Below are 19,264 nucleotides of genomic sequence, written 5' to 3' on the forward strand. Positions count from 1 at the left end.
TATCTAACACCTTTAATCAGAAAGTATATTCCATGCCAACCATATAATTTCTTCCTGGTGAAGCATACCATGCCTCTGGATCCAAATCATATACTCTTTCAGTATAGTTGGTATTAAAAATATTTCCTATTTTGCCGAACAATTTGATACTATTGCTACATTTATAATTAGCACTTATATCCCACACCCAAAAGCTTGTAGACGTATGCACCTTAGCTGCTTTGCGTCCTTCCCTGTTAATAACTCCACGTCCGTCAAAATCTACCGCCAAGCGGTCATTGTCATAGCCGATGTTAAAATTCCATACACCTCGTGGTAAATATCCGTTTTTATTAGGGTTCTTATTTGGTTGCGGGTCAACATAAATATAAGTATAGCCAGCACCAAGATTAATACAGTCATTAATACTCTTATTAACCTTTACGCTAAAACCTTTTGTTTTTTCAATATCATAGTTAGTATAGATACTATCATCACTGCCATCATTTTTCTTTACCAAACCGATAGCATCGCTGGATTTACGTCTATAGGCATTCAAATCAATTGTGGTATTCTTATCAAAGTAATGCTTCATGCCAAGCTCATAAGTATAGCCTGTTTCGTATTTCAAATCAGGATTGCCGGAACCGGAAGAATACAGTTGGTTTACTGTTGGTGCAATAAAGTACTGCTTATAAGACGCGTAAAAATTTGTCTTATCATCAGGAGTAAAACCGATAGTCGCACTACCGCTAGTATGGTTGCCATACTTGGAATGACTGTCATAGCGCAGACCATATGTTAAATTGTATTGTTTGGAAAAATCCCAAATATCTTGTATATATAAAGCTGTATTATGGAAATCTTTGTTTTTAATAGTCTGAGAAGCTCTATCAATACTATCTTTTGTATATTCAAAGCCACCTACCAAAGTATGATGTTCACCTATTTTATTTGTTAATTGGTCATTAATACTAAGGTTAGTTTGTACATATTGTACTGGTTTTCTCGCGGTATAATTGTCATTTATATCCTTGCTATTCCTGCTGAAGCTTAAAATATTATTGCTACTCTCAGAAAACTTATGATTATAGCTCATAACAAAATTATTGTTATCCTTAGTTCCATAAATCGGAGTGGCTTTTTCATAAACTTGTCCTTTTTTAGGTTTAATTCTGGAATAGTCAGATTTATACTGCGTGTACATTAAGCTCAAGTCATTTTTTTCATCAAAAGTTTTGCCCAACTTAACATTAAAAGTTTTGGCATCAACAGTTTCCGGTACCCTTCTTCCTTGACCATCTTTGAAGCTACCAGATTTTTTATTTTGTGCAGCAATATACCAGTTCAAGCCTTTTTCAGTACCGCCAGCACTCAAACCTACGTGGCTTGTCTTAAAGCTTCCGTAATCTGTGTGAAGTTTACCATACCCATTACCAATCTGCTTTCTAGTAACAATATTAATAACGCCACCTTGCGCGTCAGAACCATATAAAGTAGAAGCAGAACCTTTAAGCACCTCTATACGTTCTACTAAATTCATATCAATGAAGTCTGCGCTAGAAAATTTTTCAGCATCGCCTCCATTAAAATTTATTCTTACACCGTCAATTAAAACTACAATATTTTTTGAACCATTAATATAAAGAGTGTTATCTGCATAAGCTTCACCACTGCCACCCATGTTCTGAACATTAACACCCGGCAAGTTGCGGATTGCTTCACCAATATTATTAAAATGCTTATTTTCTATTTCCTGTCTACCTACTACATTAACGTTCGCATTAGCATTAAACATTGTCGTAGGTACCTTTGTCGCACTAACTACCAATTTCTCTAATGAAAATTCAGGTAAATCTTCTGTAGGCATTGCATTTGCAACATTAGTAATAGCGCCAACAGCCAACATCAATATTAAACTCTTATAACCACTTGAAATCATTGCACTCACTCTCCTATAAGCTTCAATATTCGATTGATTTTTTTAGCTTATGTGATATTATATACTATATAGCGCTATACACTCAATATGTTTTTCAAGGGGATTTAGTATTAAAATGAGTAACACAAACTACTTTTCTGTAAGTGAACTCGCTGCCTTAGGTAATGTATCTCGACAAACTATTCTCTACTATGATAAGCACAATTTACTAAAACCTAATTTTATAGACAGCAATGGTTACAGATACTACCACTTCAAAGAATATCTTATTTTAGAAATAATATTAAATTTTCGCAAATTAGGTATGTCTGTAGACGAAATAAAGGCTTACATAAATGAAAAAAGTCCAGAAGCTTTAGATAACATACTAATGAACAAAGCAGCAGAATATGAGTTAACTATAAAAAAACTAAAATGTTTATTAGCAGATATCGAAATAGTTCGCACAAATTTAGCAGCAATCAATAAATATAACGTCGGTAGTCTAACTATTCACCAACAAGAGCAAGAGATTCTAATACTTAGTCCTTTGGTTGATAAAAAAGCACCAATCAAAACAAGAATAAAAATATTAGGAAACTTCAACCTACCACTATATAAATCAAATCACTTTAAGTCCTGCAAAGTCAGTTGGATAATTACAGCAAATGATTTTCTTAATGGTGAATGCAGGAAAAAACGCTACTACTGCTCACCAACATATGTTGATTCAAATAATAAAGAAAAGATTATCTTACCTGCTGGAAATTACTTAACATATATTTTTCAAGGAGCTTTTCAACCGCAAGCCACAAAAATCTATGATATTATTACCCAATATCTGCATAAGCAACATTTAAAGATTATTAGCCCGATAAAAATTACTACCTTGAAAGATTTTTGGACAGCTAAGACAAGAGATGACTATATAAGTATGCTTTCTGTTGCGGTAGAAAAGGAATGAAAATATTTAGCTTATTACTATATTTTGACTTGTTTTCCTTTATAACCTAATTGAATTCCAAGAGATTATAACCCAGATAGTATTACCAATAAATTCTATTTTAAATAACAAGGCTGTTGCACCACCCCGCAGGTACAACAGCCCTTATCATTTTGCTTATTATATTTTATATTCTCATCTATCTTTCCGCTACCATCAGTCCGTTATCATGAACGCGCAGAGGCACCTTCAAAACCTGACCGGGATAAATATGCTTAGAGTTAAGTTTGTTCGCCTGTTCAATGCGGAAAATAACCTCACGCACATCCTCACGCGCTTCTGTATGACGACCGGCAATTTCCCACAGCGTTTCGCCTTCAGCGACAGTCACCGTATATTCCTTATAAACAGGTTCATTAGCAAACACAGCACTATATCCGACATAAAGGAAACAAGCACAGCAGATAATACTTAAAAACTTTTTCATATCTATCACCACCTAATAAATCTCTGTTTGCTTATATTATAGTGTGCCGCACGAACTTTGTCAACACTTTTATGAATTTTTGTTTGTTGTTTGCCGACTCTTTGCGAACGTATTTCCAAATTCCAATATAGTTTATACGTTATATTCAAAAAATTACTGCAGCAAAAAAGGCATCACCTCTCGGCAATGCCCTTTTGCTTAATATATGCTACTCTATATCGAAAATTTTGCCCGGATTCAAAATATTATTGGGATCCAGGGCTTTTTTTATCGCCCGCATCATTTCCAGCTCATCCGGATTAGTGAATTCCTCCATCAGCTGTTTGCGTTTATAACCAATGCCATGCTCACCGCTCAAGCGACCGCCGTGTGCGTAAATAAAGCGGTACAGCTCCTGCTGGTTGGCTTTGACTCTGGCATCCCAGTCCGCATAATCTTCCTGCTCCTGCTTCAGGATATTCAAATGGATATTACCGTCACCGGCATGACTGGCAATGCGTGTTACCAGCTGATACTTATCGGCCAGACGCAAAATTTCCGCAAGCAACGCAGGCTCATGGTCTACCGGGCAGACAACGTCCTCCTTGCAGACAATCAGGCTTTCCGCACGCACTGCTTCGGCGAAGGCCTTGCGTGCCTGCCAGATTTTATCGTGCTCCGCTACCAGCACATCGCCGGCACCGTTTTCCGAGCAGATTTCATCCATCGTACAAGCCTTTTCATCCAAGTCATCCTCGCTGGTGCCTTCCACTTCTACGATAAGATAATTGCCCTTGTCACTGCCCTGCAGCGTTGTACCGAGATAACGCTCTACGGATTTGATAGTGATATTATCCATGTATTCTACGCAGGTAGGCATAATACCGGCCATAATCAGCTTGTTTACCGTGCCGATAGCATCCTCAGGGGATTCAAAAACCGCCAGCAGATCCATGCTGTACTTAGGCAACGGCAGCAGCTTTACGGTAATCTGCGTAATGATACTAAGAGTACCCTCACTGCCGATTATCAGCTGCTCCAGGCAATAGCCTGTAGTCTGCTTTTGCAGGCGTGCTCCCAGCTGCACAATCTTGCCGGTAGGATTTACCACCTCAACGGCATATACCTGATGACGCGTAGTACCGTATTTAACCGCGCGGTTGCCACCGGCATTGGTTGCCACATTGCCGCCGATAAAACAGGAATCACCGCTGCAGGGGTCGCCTGCATAAAAGGCTCCCTTAGCTGCAGCCGCAGTCTGCAAATCGGAAGTGCGCACACCCGGCTCTACAACCGCATACATAGCATCGGCATTAACCTCGATAATTTTATTCATCTTTTCGAGCGAAAGCACTACACCGCCATAAATGGGCACTGCACCGCAGGCAAGACCTGTACCTGCGCCACGTGGCACAACCGGGAAGTGATATTCATTCGCCAGCTTGACCACAGCCGCCACCTGCTGTGCATTTTCCGCAAATACGACAGCCTCAGGCATATGATGATAAGCCGGGTCAGTTACTTCATCATGGGCATATATTTCCATCTGCCCTGCATCCGTCAATACATTCTGCACGCCGACCAAAGCCTGCAGCTTGGCAATTATTTCGTCAGACAGCTTGTTATACTCCATAATTCAGTCCTCCTCATTTGCAACATTTATATTTTAAACTACTCTATGCTTATTTTATCACAAACAGCGACATTTATAACAGCAAATATTTTTCAGTGTACCAGCCACATATAAAACGGTATTGCAAAGACCGCCAGCACCGTACTTACCGCCGTCAGCATGGCAGCATATTTATAATCGCCGCCGTAGCCTTTTGCTACAATCGCCGTATTAGTCATCGCCGGCATCGCCGCCATAATCACAAAAACCTTTTCCATCATCGGCTCCAGATGGAAAAACGGCAGGATCAGGAAAACTATCCAAGGACAGATTAAATAGCGTCCCAGCATAGCAACTACCAGCTCCTTGCCTACGGCAATTTCTTCCCAACGGGTTTTGCTCATGGCAATACCGATGAACAGCATCGCCAGCGGTGTAGTCATACTGCCCAGATAATGAAAGGACTTGAATACCGGCTCAGGCAGATTCCATTCCAGCAGTACCATCACTACACCCAACATAAAGCCCATAAGCGGCGGCGACATAATGCTTTTCAGTGTCTTACGGCTGAAAAGCGGCATGGTTACGCCATTGCTGCTTGCCAAGTCATGAAATCCTATAGTCCAGAAAAGCGTTGTGTTCACCATGTAGTAAATCATAATATAAGGAGCGCCGGCATCACCGAACAAGGCTATACCTAACGGCAGGCCGATAAAAATTGTATTGGAAAAGCTGACGCAGATAGAAAAAATTCCTCTGTGCTCCCGCGGCACACCTATCAGACGTCCGAGCAGCCTGCTGATAAAATAGCCTGCCAGCATCGAAATAACCGGTACAATCAGGCCATGCGAAAGCGTAATGAGCTGGTCATGCTTAAACTGCCCCAAAATATTGGTCAGCATATATGTAGGCAGGCAGACATAATTCACCAGACGCGAAATCAGCGCCACACTTTCCTCGCTGAACCAGCCCCTGCGCTCTAAATAAAAGCCGACAGCAATCATCAGCATGATGGTCAGCACACCGTTTAATGCATGTAAAACTATTTCCATTGTTCATTCCCCTCATAAGGCAAAAATTGCCGAAGCATTCAGCTCCGGCAACGAAGATTTTAGTTTTTGGATTTTTTTACTTCTTCCAGCTTGTTTTTCATCCAGTCAATCATTGCTACCTTGCCAAAATCGTGCCAGGTTTCACATTCGGTATTTTTGGCAATATACTCATTCCACTTATCCTGATTAACATTTTCTACTTCCATCAGGTTCATAATGCCAAAACCGCTGCGCCAGATCATATCATCCATAGATGTAAATTTGCTGTTTTCCTGCAAAAACTTAGGATTGAATAATTCCTGGAAGGATACCTTGTTCAAAATCTTGCCCAGTTCCTTATCCTCGGTAAAAATTCCCAGATAATGCTTAAAGGTTTTATCTAATTTATTTTTTTCCATCTTACTTCCTCCAAAAATAGTTGTATAAGGGTATTTTAACACAAAAGCAATAAAATGGCACTAGCATTTTCATATTCCGTGTGCAGAATCATTAATTTATGCCCGCATAACACAGATATGATAATCATTATTGAATTCCTACTAAATTCATAGTAGAATATAGTCATTAGAAAGGTTGTGACCGTAATGAAAATTTCTACCAAGGGACGTTATGCCCTGCGATTGATGCTCGATTTAGCAATCAACCACACCGGTAGCTATATACCATTAAAAACAGTTGCCCAACGGCAAAATATTTCCGATAAATACTTAGAGCAAATTATTCACCAGCTGAGTAAAGCAGGCTTTGTCCAAAGTGCCCGCGGCGCTCAGGGAGGCTATCGTCTGGCGCGCACGCCTGATGAATACACTGTCGGTGAAATTCTGCGCACAGTCGAGGGCAGTCTTGCTCCCGTATCCTGCCTGGACTGCAAAACACCCTGCGATCAGTTTGACTCCTGTATCACCATCGGTCTTTACAAAAAAATTCAGCAGGCCATTGACGGCGTAGTTGACCACACTACGCTGCACGATATGATAAGCGATTACCGTGCCAAGCATCCGAAGGCTGAAAATATTTAAAAGCGAGCTAAGCACCCGCATTTTATAGAAAAATAACAAAGCATTAGGAGGAAAATAATATGAACAGAGAAGAAGCCTGGAATTTATTACGTCAATATAACAAGGAGTCCTTTCATCTGCGTCATGCACTGACTGTAGAAGGCATTATGCGTTACTTTGCCAAGGAGCTTGGCTATGCAGACCAGGAGGAATACTGGGGCATCGTAGGCCTGCTGCATGACCTGGATTTTGAGCTGTATCCCGAAGAGCACTGTGTAAAATCTCAGGAGCTGATGCGCGAGCACGGTGTAGATGAAAACATTATCCGCTCCACTGCCAGCCACGGCTGGGGCCTGACTGCCGCTAACATCGAACCTGAGCATCAGATGGAAAAGGTGCTTTTCGCTATCGATGAGCTTTCCGGCTTAATCGGTGCCGCTGCCCTGATGCGCCCTTCCAAAAGCGTACAGGACATGGAGCTGAAATCCCTGAAAAAAAAATTTAAGGATAAACACTTTGCAGCCGGTTGCAGCCGCGATGTAATCAAACAAGGTGCCGATATCCTGGGCTGGCCTTTAGACGAGCTGATGGAAAAAACTATCGCCGCTATGCGTGTAGACGAAGCAGCCATCAACGAAGTCTGCGATAAATTATGAGGCGCACAGTCTTAATCTGCTCGCTGCTGCTCAGCCTTGCAGGCAGCAGCTTTGCAGCTGCAGCCGAGGAGCTGCCAAATTATGCTACGCAGCCTGCTGTAGTTTCCACCTCTCCGGCTCAACCGGCTGAGCCTACGGAAGCAGAAAACAGTATTGGCACTTCCCAAGCAGAGGAAACCGCTGCAGACAATAACATCGTAAGCACTGCTCCTACTGTACCGGCAACGCCAAAGCAGGAGGAAGCCGTAGCTACCGAAGCAACAGCAGCAGAAGCTGCAAACGCTGCAGCCACGCCTCCCGTTGTCAGCAACGAGCCTGTGCCGCCTGCAGATAAACCCAAGCCTAAACCAAAGCTGAATCTGGTAGGCAAGCCGCCGCTGCCCAGGCAGTTCATGCGTACACCGCAGGCAAGCGATTTCATCAGCGTCAGCAGTGAAGCCGGCGGCTACAGTATGGTCGTGCCCAAGGCCTTCGGTAAAAATCCGCTGGCAGACCTGCCGCAAACCGAAGGAGCTATGCTGGTGCGCACAGCCGGCAACACTCTGATGCTGGCAGCAACCGTGCTTGACCCTGCGGACACTGCAAGCTTTAAGGCAACAGAAGCTCTGCCTGTCTATGAAAATGCCAAAGTATACTGGCAATGGCAGCATGGCAATCAGTTAATTTGGACCTGCCGCCTGAGCGCCCACAATGATTATCACAGCAACAAGCTGCTTTTGACTGCAGAAGCTCAGCAGAACAACAAAACCTACCAGCTGCTGTACGTAATGCCTGCAATGCAGGCAGATAACTATCTGCCTCAGGCAATTTATTCCTTGGACAGCTTTAAATTAAATCAGCCATAAAGAAAAATCCTCCGTCAGCTCGCCAGCTGCGGAGGATTTTCTTCTTTCTCTCTCGTTAATTATGAGTCCGGGGACATTAGCTTTGTTGGGACATTGGCTAAAAGCAAGGGGTGTTAAAAGTTAAGAAGAAATAAGCAGAGGGATAACACCATATGCAGACAAACTGTATAACTACGAGAATTTCTATGCAAATTGACTTTTAAAGAAAGGCTTGTTAAATTAGCTCAGCTTTTTCAGATAAGCTTGTCCTTTTTCGTGCTCGGACATAAACTGGAACAGGTAGAGGCCGCACAGGAATAAGAAGATGTTCGGCAGGAAAGGCACATACTCCAGCGAGACAAAATCTGCACTAGGCAGCCCCAGCCATACGTTCCAGTCACCGTACAGGAAGGACGGCAGATGTCCGATTATCTTACCTTGCCAGATGATCACGCCATCGGTAAGATGCCTGGTCAAATCATAGGCTATTGCAGATAACAGCCAACCGCAGGAACCGGGAGACTTCTGCAGCCACCAATGAATGGGCTGTACTACCAGATATGCAAGACCAAGGAAGGTAAAGATGCCGAAATAAATGGGATGCTGCGGTGTGAAGATATAGGTGCAAAGCGAAATCGCAGTGCCTACACCCAAAAGGCCCAATCCCCATTTGAGGTAATTGCTGCCCTGGCTAAATGTCATACCGCACAGAACCACAATGCTCCACAGCGTCAGCCGCTGCCACCAAGCATAATCCCAAGCAGGATTAGTACCCTGAGCTACATTTATATTATACAGGAAGTAGAAAACTGCCAGATTTAAGAAGGCTGCAGCCTTGAGTGCGTTCAGCACCCGGTACTGCTTCTTTTCTGCTTTGCTTTCTGACTGCTCATACATTTTTGCTAATAACTTTTCCATAATACTTACCTCGCTTTCATCGTGGGAGGTGAAGCGCCGCGCAAACCTTGGGGAATATTTATTATTCCCTGTAGTTATAATATAAACTATTCTGTCAGAATTTTCAAGAGGTCAAGTTATATCGTTTGGGCATGCGGCAATTAGTTTTATATTAGTTATGCTTTATTGGAATATTAATAATGCGCAGTAGGAATAACATAAGCCCTTTAAAGCCAAAAACAGCAGAGAAAGTGTAAACTACGTTACATTTTCTCTGCTGTTTTGTAAAGTAACTTCTTTTCAGCGTTTTTTATTTTTCTGCACCGAAGGTATTGGTCAAAGCCGCAAAATCCTCCAGGCTGAGAGTTTCCGCTCTGCGCTTTCCGTCTACGCCGGCACGCTGCAGCCACTGCGCACACTGCTCGGAGTTGATGCCCATATTCTTCAGCGAATTGCTGAGCATCTTGCGTCTGAGGGAGAAGGCTGCCTTAACCACGCGGAAGAACAGCGCTTCGTCGCACACCTTTACCGGCGGCTCGGAGCGGCGCTTGCATACAATAACAGCCGAATCAACAGCCGGTGCGGGAATAAATGAGGTCGGAGGTACGATAAACGCTATCTCCGGCTCGGTATAATACTGAATAGCTACCGAAAGCGCACCATAATCTCTGCTGCCCGGTTTGGCAGCCATGCGTTCGGCAACCTCCTTCTGCACCATAGCAACTAAGCGTTCCATAGGCAGGCGCTTTTCCAACAGGGCAAAAATAATCGGCGTGGTAATATAATACGGCAGGTTAGCACACACCTTAAATTCCGGTGCTGCCACCGTTTCCATAATATTTACCTGCAGGATATCGCCATTGACGATGCGAACATTGTCATAACCCTCCAGCGTAACATCCAGTACCGGCAGCAGGCGTTTATCCAGCTCTACCGCCACAACATCGGCACCGCTTTCTGCCAGCCCCTGTGTCAGCGTACCGATGCCCGGGCCTACCTCCAGCACCTTATCTGCCGGGGACAGCTCTGCTGCTTCCACAATACGGCGCACGATATTTTCATCAATCAGGAAATTCTGCCCCAGCTTCTTATCGGCACGCAGCTTAAAGCGGTGCAGAATATGATTCGTTACCTGGGGAGAAGCAATAACCGGTTTATTCACTCTTCACTCTCCAATTTTTGTAAAGCAACCGTAAATTCTTCACGGCTCACACCATAATGATTCAGGCGTTCCAAAAAGCGTTTGGCATTGCCATAGCCTATACCAAGCTCGGCACCCAGCGCATCACGGCGTGCAGAAGCACTCTCGCTGCCGTTCAGATTATTTTGGAACAAATCGCGCATAGTAAATTCCTGCTGCGGACGATATTCATGGTGTCGCACCTTAGCCAGAGCTTCCAAAATAGCCTCCGGCTGCGCCTGCTCCACGCCTACATCATTATTGGCAGTTGCCTGACGCTTAGGAATAAACGCCTGCCCTGCTTCCGGAAAGCGCTCCGTCAAAAAGCGGCGAATGCGTTCACCGGCACCGTCAGGATCAGTCAGGATAATTATCCCGCGTTTTTTATACGCAGCCTCTATCTGGCGCAAAGTATAGGGGGCCAGCGTAAAGCCGCCGGTTTCGATAGTATCGGCCTCCAGCGCCTTACCGATTGCCACCGTATCCATTTTTCCTTCTACTACGAGCACTTCCTTAAGCATCAGATAAATTCCACCTTAATCAGCTAAAATATAAATATCTACATCGCGTCTGCCCCACTGGATAGCACGATGATAATCATTAAAAAACAAATCTACTCTGTGGTGAACCATATCGCCACCGGTATCACCGGCCATAGCGATACCATAACCGGGGATATACATTTTTGTATAATACGGAATAAAGCGCGGGTCAACAGCCACAATGCCTTCATACGGAACAAGACCGATAGAAGTACGGCTGCCTGTTGCTACATAAGCAGAGGCATGCGCACTGATTTTTTTCGTATAGCGCTTATAGCCCTCAGGAGTATAGACGCTCATCGCCATACCCTTGCGGATAACCTTTGTTTCCGGCTCAATCAGCACATGACGCGTCAGCTCCTGTACAGAATGACTGCCATCACCGTTTTTCACCTTTTTGGAAACAACCTTCGCTGTACCGGCCTTGCCTTCAACATGTATCTTTTCCGTACCGAAGTTCAGACTGTAATCGTCCTCATACTTCACCGGAATATCTACACTCGCTTCACTGAATTGCAGCTCCTCATCGGCATTCAAAATATAAACCTGCATACCTTCCTTGAACGGCTCATGCACATCCGGATAAACACGCTCCTTTTTGTAGGAGATGCCCAAATCCTTCAGCGCCTCGCCTACAGTCGGCTTGCAGCTTTTGTATTCTACCGTTTCATTGCCACGGATAACAGTAAAGGGCTTGCCGCGCAGTACCTCAATCACACTGCCGTTCTGTACCCTTTTGGTATTCTGCAGCTTCCAGCCATCGCCCTTCTCCAGGACAATGCCGGCCTCCTGCAAAATTTTGCCAGGCTTTACTGCATTAGTACGCACTTCCTTGGTCTGACCATCATAAAGAATAGTCACCTGCTGTGAAATATCAAAACCGGTCAGGAAAGGCACCATCAGCATAAGGATAACGGCAGATAATAAACAATTTAAATGTAATCTGCATATATGCTTAATCATAAAAACCTCCTTAATCCGGTAATTATTTTAACATAAAACAGCAGGAAGCGTCAAATCCGTGACATTTACAGCATTTTCGCATATCTAAAATATATAATTTGTTAGCATATAGACTACTTATATTCTAACATTTTCCCGTCCATTGAGATTATTTAACAGCAGGCTCATAGAATTTTTTCACCTGCTCCGTATAGCTGCCATCCTGATTATACATAATCAGCGGCGGCAGAACATCCAAGCCGTAGCTGCCGCCCTTCTGCATTTCCATCAGGAAAATCCAGGCAGGCTTATCAATTTTGGAATGCACCCATTGCAAACGCTTCGGCTGCAGGCCATATTTCAGCGCCAACTGCATGCTTTCGGCAAAGCGCTCCGGCAACTGCACCAAAGCAAAGCGTCCGCGATAGCGCACAGCAAAGGCCGCCGCCCGGAAAAAATCCTCCAATGTCGAGGTAACCTCGTGGCAGGCAGCAGTGCCTACCTGGCGCACGTTGCCGCTGTTGCGGTAGGGCGGATTGGCAGCCACCAAATCCATGCTCTCCGGCTGCAGCAGCTGCTTGTAATTGCGTAAATCGCCGTCTATAACATTAAACTTATCCTGCAGGGAATTATCCGCAACGCTTTGACGTACCAGCTTTGTTACCTGCGGATTGCAGTCCAGTGCCGTCACCTCTGCGGCACCTCTGCTTTCCAGCAGCATACTTATAGCACCGGTACCACAGCCCAGCTCCAGCACCTTAGCCTTACGCACAACATGCGGAAAGTTGCCTAAAAACACAGCATCCGTAGTATAGCAGAACTCTTTGGCATCCTGCCAGATTTTATAACCGCAGCCCGGCACATAATCACAGCGCAGGCTGTTTTCCTGCTCAGACATTGTCAGCCTGGGAAGCATCTACAAGCTCTTCCCACTCCACCTGAATAGTATTATCCGGAGAAAGCTGCACGGCAGCGGTACGCTCCTTGCGGTTAATGCCTACTACCTTGCCTTCGCCCATAGTAGTCACTACCTTGCTGCCCATCTTGGGAATTTCAATACGCTCGCGACGACCGCAGCCGTTGCAGCCGTGCTTGCAGTACATATGGTTTTCATACTTCAGGCAGCACATCAGACGACCGCAGATGCCGGAAATCTTCGTCGGGTTCAAAGACAGGCTCTGGTCCTTGGCCATGCGGATAGAAACAGGCTCAAAATCGCCTAAGAAGGTTGCACAGCACAGCGGACGGCCACAGCTGCCGATACCGCCCAGCATCTTGGCCTCATCGCGCACACCGATCTGGCGCAGCTCGATACGGGTACGGAAAACAGCTGCCAGATCCTTAACCAGCTCACGGAAATCAATGCGTCCGTCAGCAGTGAAGTAGAAAATAATCTTATTCACATCAAAGGTAAACTCTACGTCAATCAGACGCATGGGCAGGCCATGATTTTTGATTTTGCGCAGGCAGATATTGAACGCTTCCTTTTCACGGATTTTGTTTTCTGCCAGCTTCATGTCATCATCGGCTGTTGCTTTACGCATAACCGGCTTGAGCGGGGAAACAATCTGCTTGTCTTCTACCTCACGCGGTCCGATAACAACCTCACCGTATTCCACACCGCGCGCTGTTTCCACGATAGCGAAATCACCCTTTGCTACACCTGTTTCCGCCGGGTCAAAATAATATATCTTGCACGCTTTTTTAAAGCGAATGCCTACTACTGTCGGCATAAATTATCACTCCTTATAAATTTTATCTATTTTAAGCGCCATGGTTTCCAATGCCGTTTTCATACCGACACTGCTCACCAATGCGTCATATGCTTCTTGTACAATCACTAAAGCCTGCTTCAGCGCCGACAGCTGCCAGCCGCTGCTCTGACTTTTAAGCTCATCCAGTAAATCTATATTATATATTCTATCATAAAGCTGCAATTTGCACATCATTAAATCGCGCAACAGCAGTTGCCACAGCTGCACGAGCAGCAGTGCCTGCTCACGCTGCACCTTTTTGTCCAGCCAGCTGCGGCCGGCCAGATAATTCATCGGCATCGCCAAGGGCAAAGCCTCCAAAAAGGCTGCCGCCTGCTTACGGCATTCAAATACATCCAGCTGCCCCTTGGCTGCAGCTAAATTCAGCGCCAAGCCGATTGAGCCTTCGCTGATACGCGCCAATACCGCGGCCTTGGCAGGCTCTATCTGCCTTGCCTGCAGCGCCCGCTCCACCAATTGTGGCTCCAGCGCCTGAAAACGCAGCTGTACCACACGCGACATAATAGTCGGCAACAGCCTGTTGACATTGGCTACCAGCAAAATAATCACCCAGCCGGCCGGCGGCTCCTCCAACAGCTTCAAAAAAGCATTGGCTGCGGCGGGAACCATGGTATCTGCATCCTCAACAATGCACACCCGCGTCGGTGACATCACCGGTGCCAGCGCCGTTTTAGCCGTCAGCTCCCTGATCTGGTCGATAATAATCGTATCTCTTAAACGGTCTTTTTTATCATCCCATTCATGCTGCACCAGCACGAAATCCGGATGGCTCAGATTGCCGTCCTGCAGATTCATCAGCCTGCAGGCCTCACAGCCATCTGTTCCGTTATGCTGAAAGCACAGCAGTGCCTTAGCAAATTCCAGAGCCAGCGTGCGCTTGCCCAAGCCGGCAGCACCGCTAAAAAGCAGCGCATGCGGACGCTCCTTGGCCTGCAGATAGTTCTGCAGAAATTTTTTCTGTTCTGTGTGGCCGATAATATGCTCCCACATTTTATTTCTCTCCGCTGATTACTCTGCTGATGGCCTGCAGCACCTTCGCAGTAACCTCCTGCTGACTGCCTAAGGCATCAATCACCTGCAAGCGCTCAGGCTCTGCCTCGGCAAGCTGCAGAAAGCCTGCACGCAGACACTGCTGAAATTCCAGCCCCTGCTGTTCATAACGGTCCTGCACACCACGCTGCTGGCGACGCGCCAGTAATTTTGCCGGGTCGGCATCAAAAACAAGCGTCAAATCAGGCTCCAAGCCTCCGGTAGCAAAAGAGCCCAACCGGCGTAACTGCGCAATCTCCTCCGGAGTTTTGCCCTGCGCCAGTCCCTGATAAACCAGTGTTGAATCATTGAAGCGGTCACAGATAATAATCTTGCCTGCTTCCACCGCCGGACGCAGCAGCTTGTCAACATGCTCGCTGCGTGCTGCCAGATACAGCAGCGTCTGCGTTGCCGTTGTCAGCGGCAGCTCCGGGTCCAGCACCAGGGCGCGCACCTTTTCAGCCAGCTGAGTACCACCGGGCTCGCGGCTTTCCAGCACATCATAGCCCTGCTCGCACAAGGCCTGCGCTGCCAAATGCTGCTGGGTAGTTTTCCCCGCTCCGTCTATTCCTTCAAATGTAATAAAAAATCCTCGCATCTTATTTACCTCAATCCGCAATAATACGTATCGTTTGTAAGCTGCTGTCCGCAGGTCCGCTTACCGGCAAACCCAGCTCCTTCTGCGCTCTGCAGTAGGCAATAATCTCTTCCGTTACCAGCTCACCCGGCAGCAGCACCGGTATTCCCGGCGGATAAAAGCTCACCTGCTCACCACAGATTTTGCCTGCAGCCTCTGCCAAAGGCACTGCTTTTTTCGCACGATAGAATACGTCGCGCAAGGGCAGAACTGCCTGCGTCTGCGGCACCTTCGCTGCCGCTGCTAACTGCAGCGGCGCACGCTTCTGCGCCTGCATTTTATTCAGTACAGCGGCAATTCTTGCCAACGCCTCGTCATAATCCGTAGTAACATCTGCATAGGTCACCAGAAAGAGTACATTATAGGCATCTACAAGCTCAACAGCCACTCTTGCCTCACGGAAAAGCTCACCAACCTCTACGCCGGTATAGCCCCAGGCTGCAAAGTTGACTGTCACCTTCGTGCTATCCAGCTGCAGTCCGCCGCAATCTGCCGTCTCCATTACACGCAGGCCGCTATAGGCGGCACACAGGCTGCGCAGCTTGGCAGCAGCCTGTACAGCCGCCGCTGCCATCTCCTTGCCGTAGACCTGCACCTGCGCTCTGGCAGCATCCAGTGATGCCATCAGCAGATAGTTGGGACTTGTCGTCGTCAAAAGGCTCATCACATCCGCCGCACGCTGCAAATCAAGACGTGCTCCCTGCACATGCAGCATACTGCACTGCGTCATCGCGCCCAAAATTTTATGCGTACTCTGAGCACAGGCATCAGCGCCGCACTGCAAAGCAGACGGTGGCAACAGCTCACTGAAGCCCAGATGCGGTCCATGCGCCTCATCCACCAGCAGCACTGCATTATGCGCATGGCAGCAATCGGCAATCGCCCGCACATCTGCCGCCACACCGTAATAATTGGGGCTTGTCAGCAGCACCGCTTTAATTTTGCCGTCCTGTGCCAGCGCTGCCTCTATCTGCTGCACGGTAACCTGCATCTGAATTCCGAATTCAGGCTGATACTCCGGTTGCAGATAGACTGCTTCGATACCGCCCAAAACAAGTCCGCCGGCAACACTGCGGTGCGCATTACGTGGCAACAGCAACTTTTCCCCCGGGTTCAGCGCCGTTAGCAGCATGGCATGAATTGCCTGGCTCGTGCCGTTGACTGCCCAAAAGCAGGCATCACTGCCGTAGGTTTGCGCTGCCAGCTCTTGCGCTTCTTTAATATAGGTTTCCGGCTCATGGATATCGTCCAGCTCGCTCATCAGCGACACGTCCATCTGCACGCTGCCACCCAGCTCCTGACGCAGCAAGCGCTGCATGCCGCGTCCTCCCTTATGTCCGGGAGTATGCAGAGGATAGACATCCTCACTTTTATATTGCAGCATCGCCTCTATTAAAGGCATGCTAATTTTATCTTTCATTATTTGCTCCCTCCGGCAAAGCTAAACTAATTTAGTACATCATTATATTTTAACATATTTAGCTCTGCAGATATAGCATTTCAGCTGCTAACAGCGTAAATTTATTCTTTAAACGCAGGCTTTGGCACAAAAAAAGAGAGGACTGTGCATCACAAGACCTCTCTGAGTTTTTATATTAGTCCATTACTTACGCTTTAGTTGAGCTAATCTAATTTTGAAGAATAATTATATTAAACAGCTATATTAAAAGCTTATTGCAATATAGCCGATAATCAGGCATACCAATAATAAGTACAAAGTGTATAAAAGTGTGTATACTTTATATTAGTTCCACGAGTTAACATCAATTCTCCACAACGTCTGCTCATCACTCTTTTTCACAATCTTTAATACTACGGATGTCTTTACGTTATTTTTAGTTTTCAAAAAAATTTTACCATCTTTGCTATATGAACCTCTATCTTCTATCCACCCCTTATTTTGTAAAGAACTATTGTAATAATTTATTAGCCGACAACTCTGACTGGTCGGAACTTGAACTGTATACCAATAATGTGAATCTCTATGCATATCGTAAATTACAGTCGAAAAGCCAGACTTATAAATAATATTGATCGCCTCATTTCTTAGTTCCTGTTCATCAGCACTTTTCATGAATTGATTGCCTAATATAACACATACAATTAACAGTACAACTATTACACAAATCTTTCTTTTATCTATAGTCTTTAATATTGCCAATATACTTTTCTCCATAGTGTTTAAGGTAACATCCTTTCCTGCGACAACACTGCTGCCTTTAACATTAGCAGCCTTATCTGCATCCAGGTTCACATTGCCTTTAACACTGCCAACTATATCAATTGGAAAGCAAAAACAATATATTTATTCCAAATTCATTCTTGAAAAATAATATAACGAACGGCATTATGAATATAAGAAGAAAACTTCCTATTAAAAAGATTAGGCTGTTTTTTATAAGAAATCTTTTCTTTAAACGTTGTGTTTTTTCTTCATCTTTTCTCATGTAGGTAAGCATTTCTCTAACATCATTATGTATATTCCCCCATATTATGGCTAAAAATAATGGTAATACTTTTATTGGAAAATAATACTTCCATAACACAATTCTTGAAGGTGTCGGAGGCCCAACTATATATACCATATAAAATATTATGTAGTATATTATATATGTAATATAACATTTAGTTGTTTTGTTTATTTTCATTTCCTGATCCTCTCAATTCATTTATGGTTTTTATATCAAGCATTAGTCCTAAATTATCTAGCGTATCTATTAACTCATTTTGTTCAAACTTATCAGTAACAATTGAATCCCAATCAATATTACTAAAGTTTTTGTTTTTAACAATTTCATAAAGCTTCTTAGCATCTCCAGTTAAGCTGATAACTTTAGCCGTAGAGTCAAAATTATTATAATTTTCTTCTCCAAGTATATTTTTTAAAGAATTATACTGTTTACCTTCATTATCAATAATATCATGCCAAGAATCCACTATTAGTAAGTTCACTCATGATACCACCTACAAGAGCATGAAGAGCGTTCTTTTCTGCACTGCCTTCTTGCCAGCCATTTTTTATAGCCAAATCGCCTACTGCTTTATAAGCAATCTCTCCAAAAAGTCCAGCCAGCTCTTGGCGTTCTTCAACCTTCGTCTTGTCAAAAATCTCACCAATCTTGTTAAGGCTGTTTTGGGTATCACGATTCAGGTCTTTAAGATCCTGCTTCTGGTTCCCTTTATCCCTGATTTCAATTTCACCTTCAGAAACAGTTGTCTTGGTTACGCTTTCAGCATTATCTTTAGCACCTACACCAATGTTAGGCGTTACACCTGCATCTTTGTTCTTAGCATTCTTAGATGTATCGACATTGATACCAATACTTCCGGCTTTATAATCCGCTTTGTTCTGAATATCTTCATAGGTAAGTGTACCTGTGGAGATTTTATTTTTGTCTTTTTCATCTTCACTGGAGATAATACCACCTTTGAGGTCAGTGTTTTCACCTACGTTAATATCAAAGCCTTCTGTGCCTGCGTAAATGCCACTTTGGTCAGTAACGCTCTTATAATTGCTGTCAATCTTGCCTACGCTTGCACTGCCGCTGACTGCTTTATTACTGCCAAGACCAACGCTCGCACCAACAGATTTGTTGCTTTCTTTGTAATTGTTGCCATTTGCAGACACCCTTCTCTTATTTATATTATTTAATTCAATATCAAAAAGAATAAATCTATCCGGCATATCTTCCCCACTATTGACGCAATCAAAGGTAGGACAAATACGGATAAAACACAACATATTAAAAATAAAAAAGGTAGATTGTATAATCAACTTGAACAAAAAATAAAATAAAAAATCCACAGTGGA

Annotated in this window: 20 protein-coding genes and 1 pseudogene; 4 read left to right on the plus strand and 17 right to left on the minus strand. The window is 44.7% G+C overall.

What is annotated here, in order from left to right; genetic code table 11:
- Positions 1 to 16 precede the first annotated feature (16 nt).
- Entirely contained in the window at positions 17 to 1,921 is a 1,905-nt protein-coding gene (locus tag Q0612_RS08490) for a TonB-dependent siderophore receptor (RefSeq protein ID WP_298883382.1), read from the minus strand.
- Between the two features lie 115 nt (positions 1,922 to 2,036).
- Between Q0612_RS08490 and Q0612_RS08495 the strand changes: the two genes are divergently transcribed.
- Complete coding sequence (locus Q0612_RS08495) at positions 2,037 to 2,864, plus strand: MerR family transcriptional regulator (protein ID WP_298883385.1); 828 nt, start codon at positions 2,037 to 2,039, stop codon at positions 2,862 to 2,864.
- Between the two features lie 178 nt (positions 2,865 to 3,042).
- Here Q0612_RS08495 and Q0612_RS08500 read toward each other — a convergent pair whose 3' ends face one another.
- The 4 genes from Q0612_RS08500 to Q0612_RS08515 form a co-directional block, all read right to left on the minus strand.
- Positions 3,043 to 3,330: a LysM peptidoglycan-binding domain-containing protein gene (locus Q0612_RS08500; RefSeq protein ID WP_298883387.1), complete on the minus strand. Its 288-nt coding sequence runs from the start codon at positions 3,328 to 3,330 to the stop codon at positions 3,043 to 3,045.
- 208 nt (positions 3,331 to 3,538) lie between these two features.
- Positions 3,539 to 4,942 carry an FAD-binding oxidoreductase gene (locus tag Q0612_RS08505; RefSeq protein WP_298883390.1) on the minus strand — a complete coding sequence of 468 codons (1,404 nt, stop codon included), beginning with the start codon at positions 4,940 to 4,942 and terminating at the stop codon, positions 3,539 to 3,541.
- Between the two features lie 92 nt (positions 4,943 to 5,034).
- Entirely contained in the window at positions 5,035 to 5,973 is a 939-nt protein-coding gene (locus tag Q0612_RS08510; RefSeq protein ID WP_210685190.1) for an AEC family transporter, read from the minus strand.
- Positions 5,974 to 6,032: 59 nt separating this feature from the next.
- The gene (locus Q0612_RS08515; RefSeq protein ID WP_009144405.1) at positions 6,033 to 6,371 is read right to left on the minus strand and encodes a hypothetical protein; all 339 of its coding nucleotides are present in this window, start codon (positions 6,369 to 6,371) and stop codon (positions 6,033 to 6,035) included.
- Positions 6,372 to 6,557: 186 nt separating this feature from the next.
- Between Q0612_RS08515 and Q0612_RS08520 the strand changes: the two genes are divergently transcribed.
- From Q0612_RS08520 to Q0612_RS08530, 3 genes are read left to right on the plus strand one after another with little or no spacing between them, the layout of a single operon-like run.
- Entirely contained in the window at positions 6,558 to 6,992 is a 435-nt protein-coding gene (locus Q0612_RS08520) for an Rrf2 family transcriptional regulator (RefSeq protein WP_293387902.1), read from the plus strand.
- 59 nt (positions 6,993 to 7,051) lie between these two features.
- A complete protein-coding gene (locus Q0612_RS08525) occupies positions 7,052 to 7,627 on the plus strand; it encodes a hydrolase (protein ID WP_298883396.1) in 576 nt (191 codons plus the stop codon).
- Positions 7,624 to 8,472 (plus strand): hypothetical protein, encoded by an 849-nt coding sequence (locus Q0612_RS08530; protein ID WP_298883398.1) that lies wholly within the window; start codon positions 7,624 to 7,626, stop codon positions 8,470 to 8,472. The genes Q0612_RS08525 and Q0612_RS08530 overlap by 4 nt, the downstream gene beginning before the upstream one ends.
- Before the next feature lie 219 nt (positions 8,473 to 8,691).
- Here the strand turns inward: Q0612_RS08530 and Q0612_RS08535 are convergent, their stop codons facing one another.
- The 12 genes and pseudogenes from Q0612_RS08535 to Q0612_RS08590 all read right to left on the minus strand — a co-directional run.
- Positions 8,692 to 9,369: a heparan-alpha-glucosaminide N-acetyltransferase domain-containing protein gene (locus Q0612_RS08535; protein WP_298883402.1), complete on the minus strand. Its 678-nt coding sequence runs from the start codon at positions 9,367 to 9,369 to the stop codon at positions 8,692 to 8,694.
- Between the two features lie 289 nt (positions 9,370 to 9,658).
- Positions 9,659 to 10,510: a 16S rRNA (adenine(1518)-N(6)/adenine(1519)-N(6))-dimethyltransferase RsmA gene (gene rsmA, locus Q0612_RS08540; RefSeq protein WP_210685194.1), complete on the minus strand. Its 852-nt coding sequence runs from the start codon at positions 10,508 to 10,510 to the stop codon at positions 9,659 to 9,661.
- Entirely contained in the window at positions 10,507 to 11,049 is a 543-nt protein-coding gene (gene rnmV / locus Q0612_RS08545; protein WP_298883412.1) for a ribonuclease M5, read from the minus strand. Before rnmV ends, rsmA begins: the two co-directional genes overlap by 4 nt.
- A 15-nt stretch (positions 11,050 to 11,064) precedes the next feature.
- Positions 11,065 to 12,033, minus strand: coding sequence for a 3D domain-containing protein (locus Q0612_RS08550; protein ID WP_293387884.1), 969 nt, complete (start codon positions 12,031 to 12,033; stop codon positions 11,065 to 11,067).
- A gap of 148 nt (positions 12,034 to 12,181) precedes the next feature.
- On the minus strand, positions 12,182 to 12,928 hold the full coding sequence (locus Q0612_RS08555) for a tRNA1(Val) (adenine(37)-N6)-methyltransferase (RefSeq protein ID WP_298883419.1): 747 nt from the start codon (positions 12,926 to 12,928) through the stop codon (positions 12,182 to 12,184).
- Positions 12,903 to 13,745 (minus strand): stage 0 sporulation family protein, encoded by an 843-nt coding sequence (locus Q0612_RS08560; protein ID WP_021720771.1) that lies wholly within the window; start codon positions 13,743 to 13,745, stop codon positions 12,903 to 12,905. The genes Q0612_RS08555 and Q0612_RS08560 overlap by 26 nt, the downstream gene beginning before the upstream one ends.
- A 6-nt stretch (positions 13,746 to 13,751) precedes the next feature.
- Complete coding sequence (locus Q0612_RS08565) at positions 13,752 to 14,777, minus strand: DNA polymerase III subunit delta' (RefSeq protein ID WP_298883423.1); 1,026 nt, start codon at positions 14,775 to 14,777, stop codon at positions 13,752 to 13,754.
- Between the two features lies 1 nt (position 14,778).
- Positions 14,779 to 15,414, minus strand: a complete 636-nt coding sequence (tmk, locus tag Q0612_RS08570; RefSeq protein ID WP_298883426.1) for a dTMP kinase — start codon at positions 15,412 to 15,414, stop codon at positions 14,779 to 14,781.
- Positions 15,415 to 15,424: 10 nt separating this feature from the next.
- Positions 15,425 to 16,873: an aminotransferase class I/II-fold pyridoxal phosphate-dependent enzyme gene (locus tag Q0612_RS08575; RefSeq protein WP_298883431.1), complete on the minus strand. Its 1,449-nt coding sequence runs from the start codon at positions 16,871 to 16,873 to the stop codon at positions 15,425 to 15,427.
- Positions 16,874 to 17,197: 324 nt separating this feature from the next.
- A complete protein-coding gene (locus Q0612_RS08580) occupies positions 17,198 to 17,707 on the minus strand; it encodes a hypothetical protein (RefSeq protein ID WP_298883434.1) in 510 nt (169 codons plus the stop codon).
- Positions 17,708 to 18,078: 371 nt separating this feature from the next.
- On the minus strand, positions 18,079 to 18,405 hold the full coding sequence (locus Q0612_RS08585) for a hypothetical protein (RefSeq protein ID WP_298883437.1): 327 nt from the start codon (positions 18,403 to 18,405) through the stop codon (positions 18,079 to 18,081).
- Positions 18,374 to 19,264: pseudogene (locus Q0612_RS08590) on the minus strand (hypothetical protein); the annotation flags it as partial. The gene Q0612_RS08585 and the pseudogene Q0612_RS08590, both read right to left, overlap by 32 nt.

It is taken from the genome of uncultured Phascolarctobacterium sp. (assembly GCF_937920985.1).
Classification (GTDB): domain Bacteria; phylum Bacillota; class Negativicutes; order Acidaminococcales; family Acidaminococcaceae; genus Phascolarctobacterium_A.

Coding starts and splice junctions, on each gene's coding strand:
- Q0612_RS08490 (WP_298883382.1), bottom strand. CDS start 1,921: ATGATTTCAAGTGGTTATAAGAGTTTAATATTGATGTTGGCTGTTGGC.
- Q0612_RS08495 (WP_298883385.1), top strand. CDS start 2,037: ATGAGTAACACAAACTACTTTTCTGTAAGTGAACTCGCTGCCTTAGGT.
- Q0612_RS08500 (WP_298883387.1), bottom strand. CDS start 3,330: ATGAAAAAGTTTTTAAGTATTATCTGCTGTGCTTGTTTCCTTTATGTC.
- Q0612_RS08505 (WP_298883390.1), bottom strand. CDS start 4,942: ATGGAGTATAACAAGCTGTCTGACGAAATAATTGCCAAGCTGCAGGCT.
- Q0612_RS08510 (WP_210685190.1), bottom strand. CDS start 5,973: ATGGAAATAGTTTTACATGCATTAAACGGTGTGCTGACCATCATGCTG.
- Q0612_RS08515 (WP_009144405.1), bottom strand. CDS start 6,371: ATGGAAAAAAATAAATTAGATAAAACCTTTAAGCATTATCTGGGAATT.
- Q0612_RS08520 (WP_293387902.1), top strand. CDS start 6,558: ATGAAAATTTCTACCAAGGGACGTTATGCCCTGCGATTGATGCTCGAT.
- Q0612_RS08525 (WP_298883396.1), top strand. CDS start 7,052: ATGAACAGAGAAGAAGCCTGGAATTTATTACGTCAATATAACAAGGAG.
- Q0612_RS08530 (WP_298883398.1), top strand. CDS start 7,624: ATGAGGCGCACAGTCTTAATCTGCTCGCTGCTGCTCAGCCTTGCAGGC.
- Q0612_RS08535 (WP_298883402.1), bottom strand. CDS start 9,369: ATGGAAAAGTTATTAGCAAAAATGTATGAGCAGTCAGAAAGCAAAGCA.
- rnmV (WP_298883412.1), bottom strand. CDS start 11,049: ATGCTTAAGGAAGTGCTCGTAGTAGAAGGAAAAATGGATACGGTGGCA.
- Q0612_RS08550 (WP_293387884.1), bottom strand. CDS start 12,033: ATGATTAAGCATATATGCAGATTACATTTAAATTGTTTATTATCTGCC.
- Q0612_RS08555 (WP_298883419.1), bottom strand. CDS start 12,928: ATGCTTCCCAGGCTGACAATGTCTGAGCAGGAAAACAGCCTGCGCTGT.
- Q0612_RS08560 (WP_021720771.1), bottom strand. CDS start 13,745: ATGCCGACAGTAGTAGGCATTCGCTTTAAAAAAGCGTGCAAGATATAT.
- Q0612_RS08565 (WP_298883423.1), bottom strand. CDS start 14,777: ATGTGGGAGCATATTATCGGCCACACAGAACAGAAAAAATTTCTGCAG.
- tmk (WP_298883426.1), bottom strand. CDS start 15,414: ATGCGAGGATTTTTTATTACATTTGAAGGAATAGACGGAGCGGGGAAA.
- Q0612_RS08575 (WP_298883431.1), bottom strand. CDS start 16,873: ATGAAAGATAAAATTAGCATGCCTTTAATAGAGGCGATGCTGCAATAT.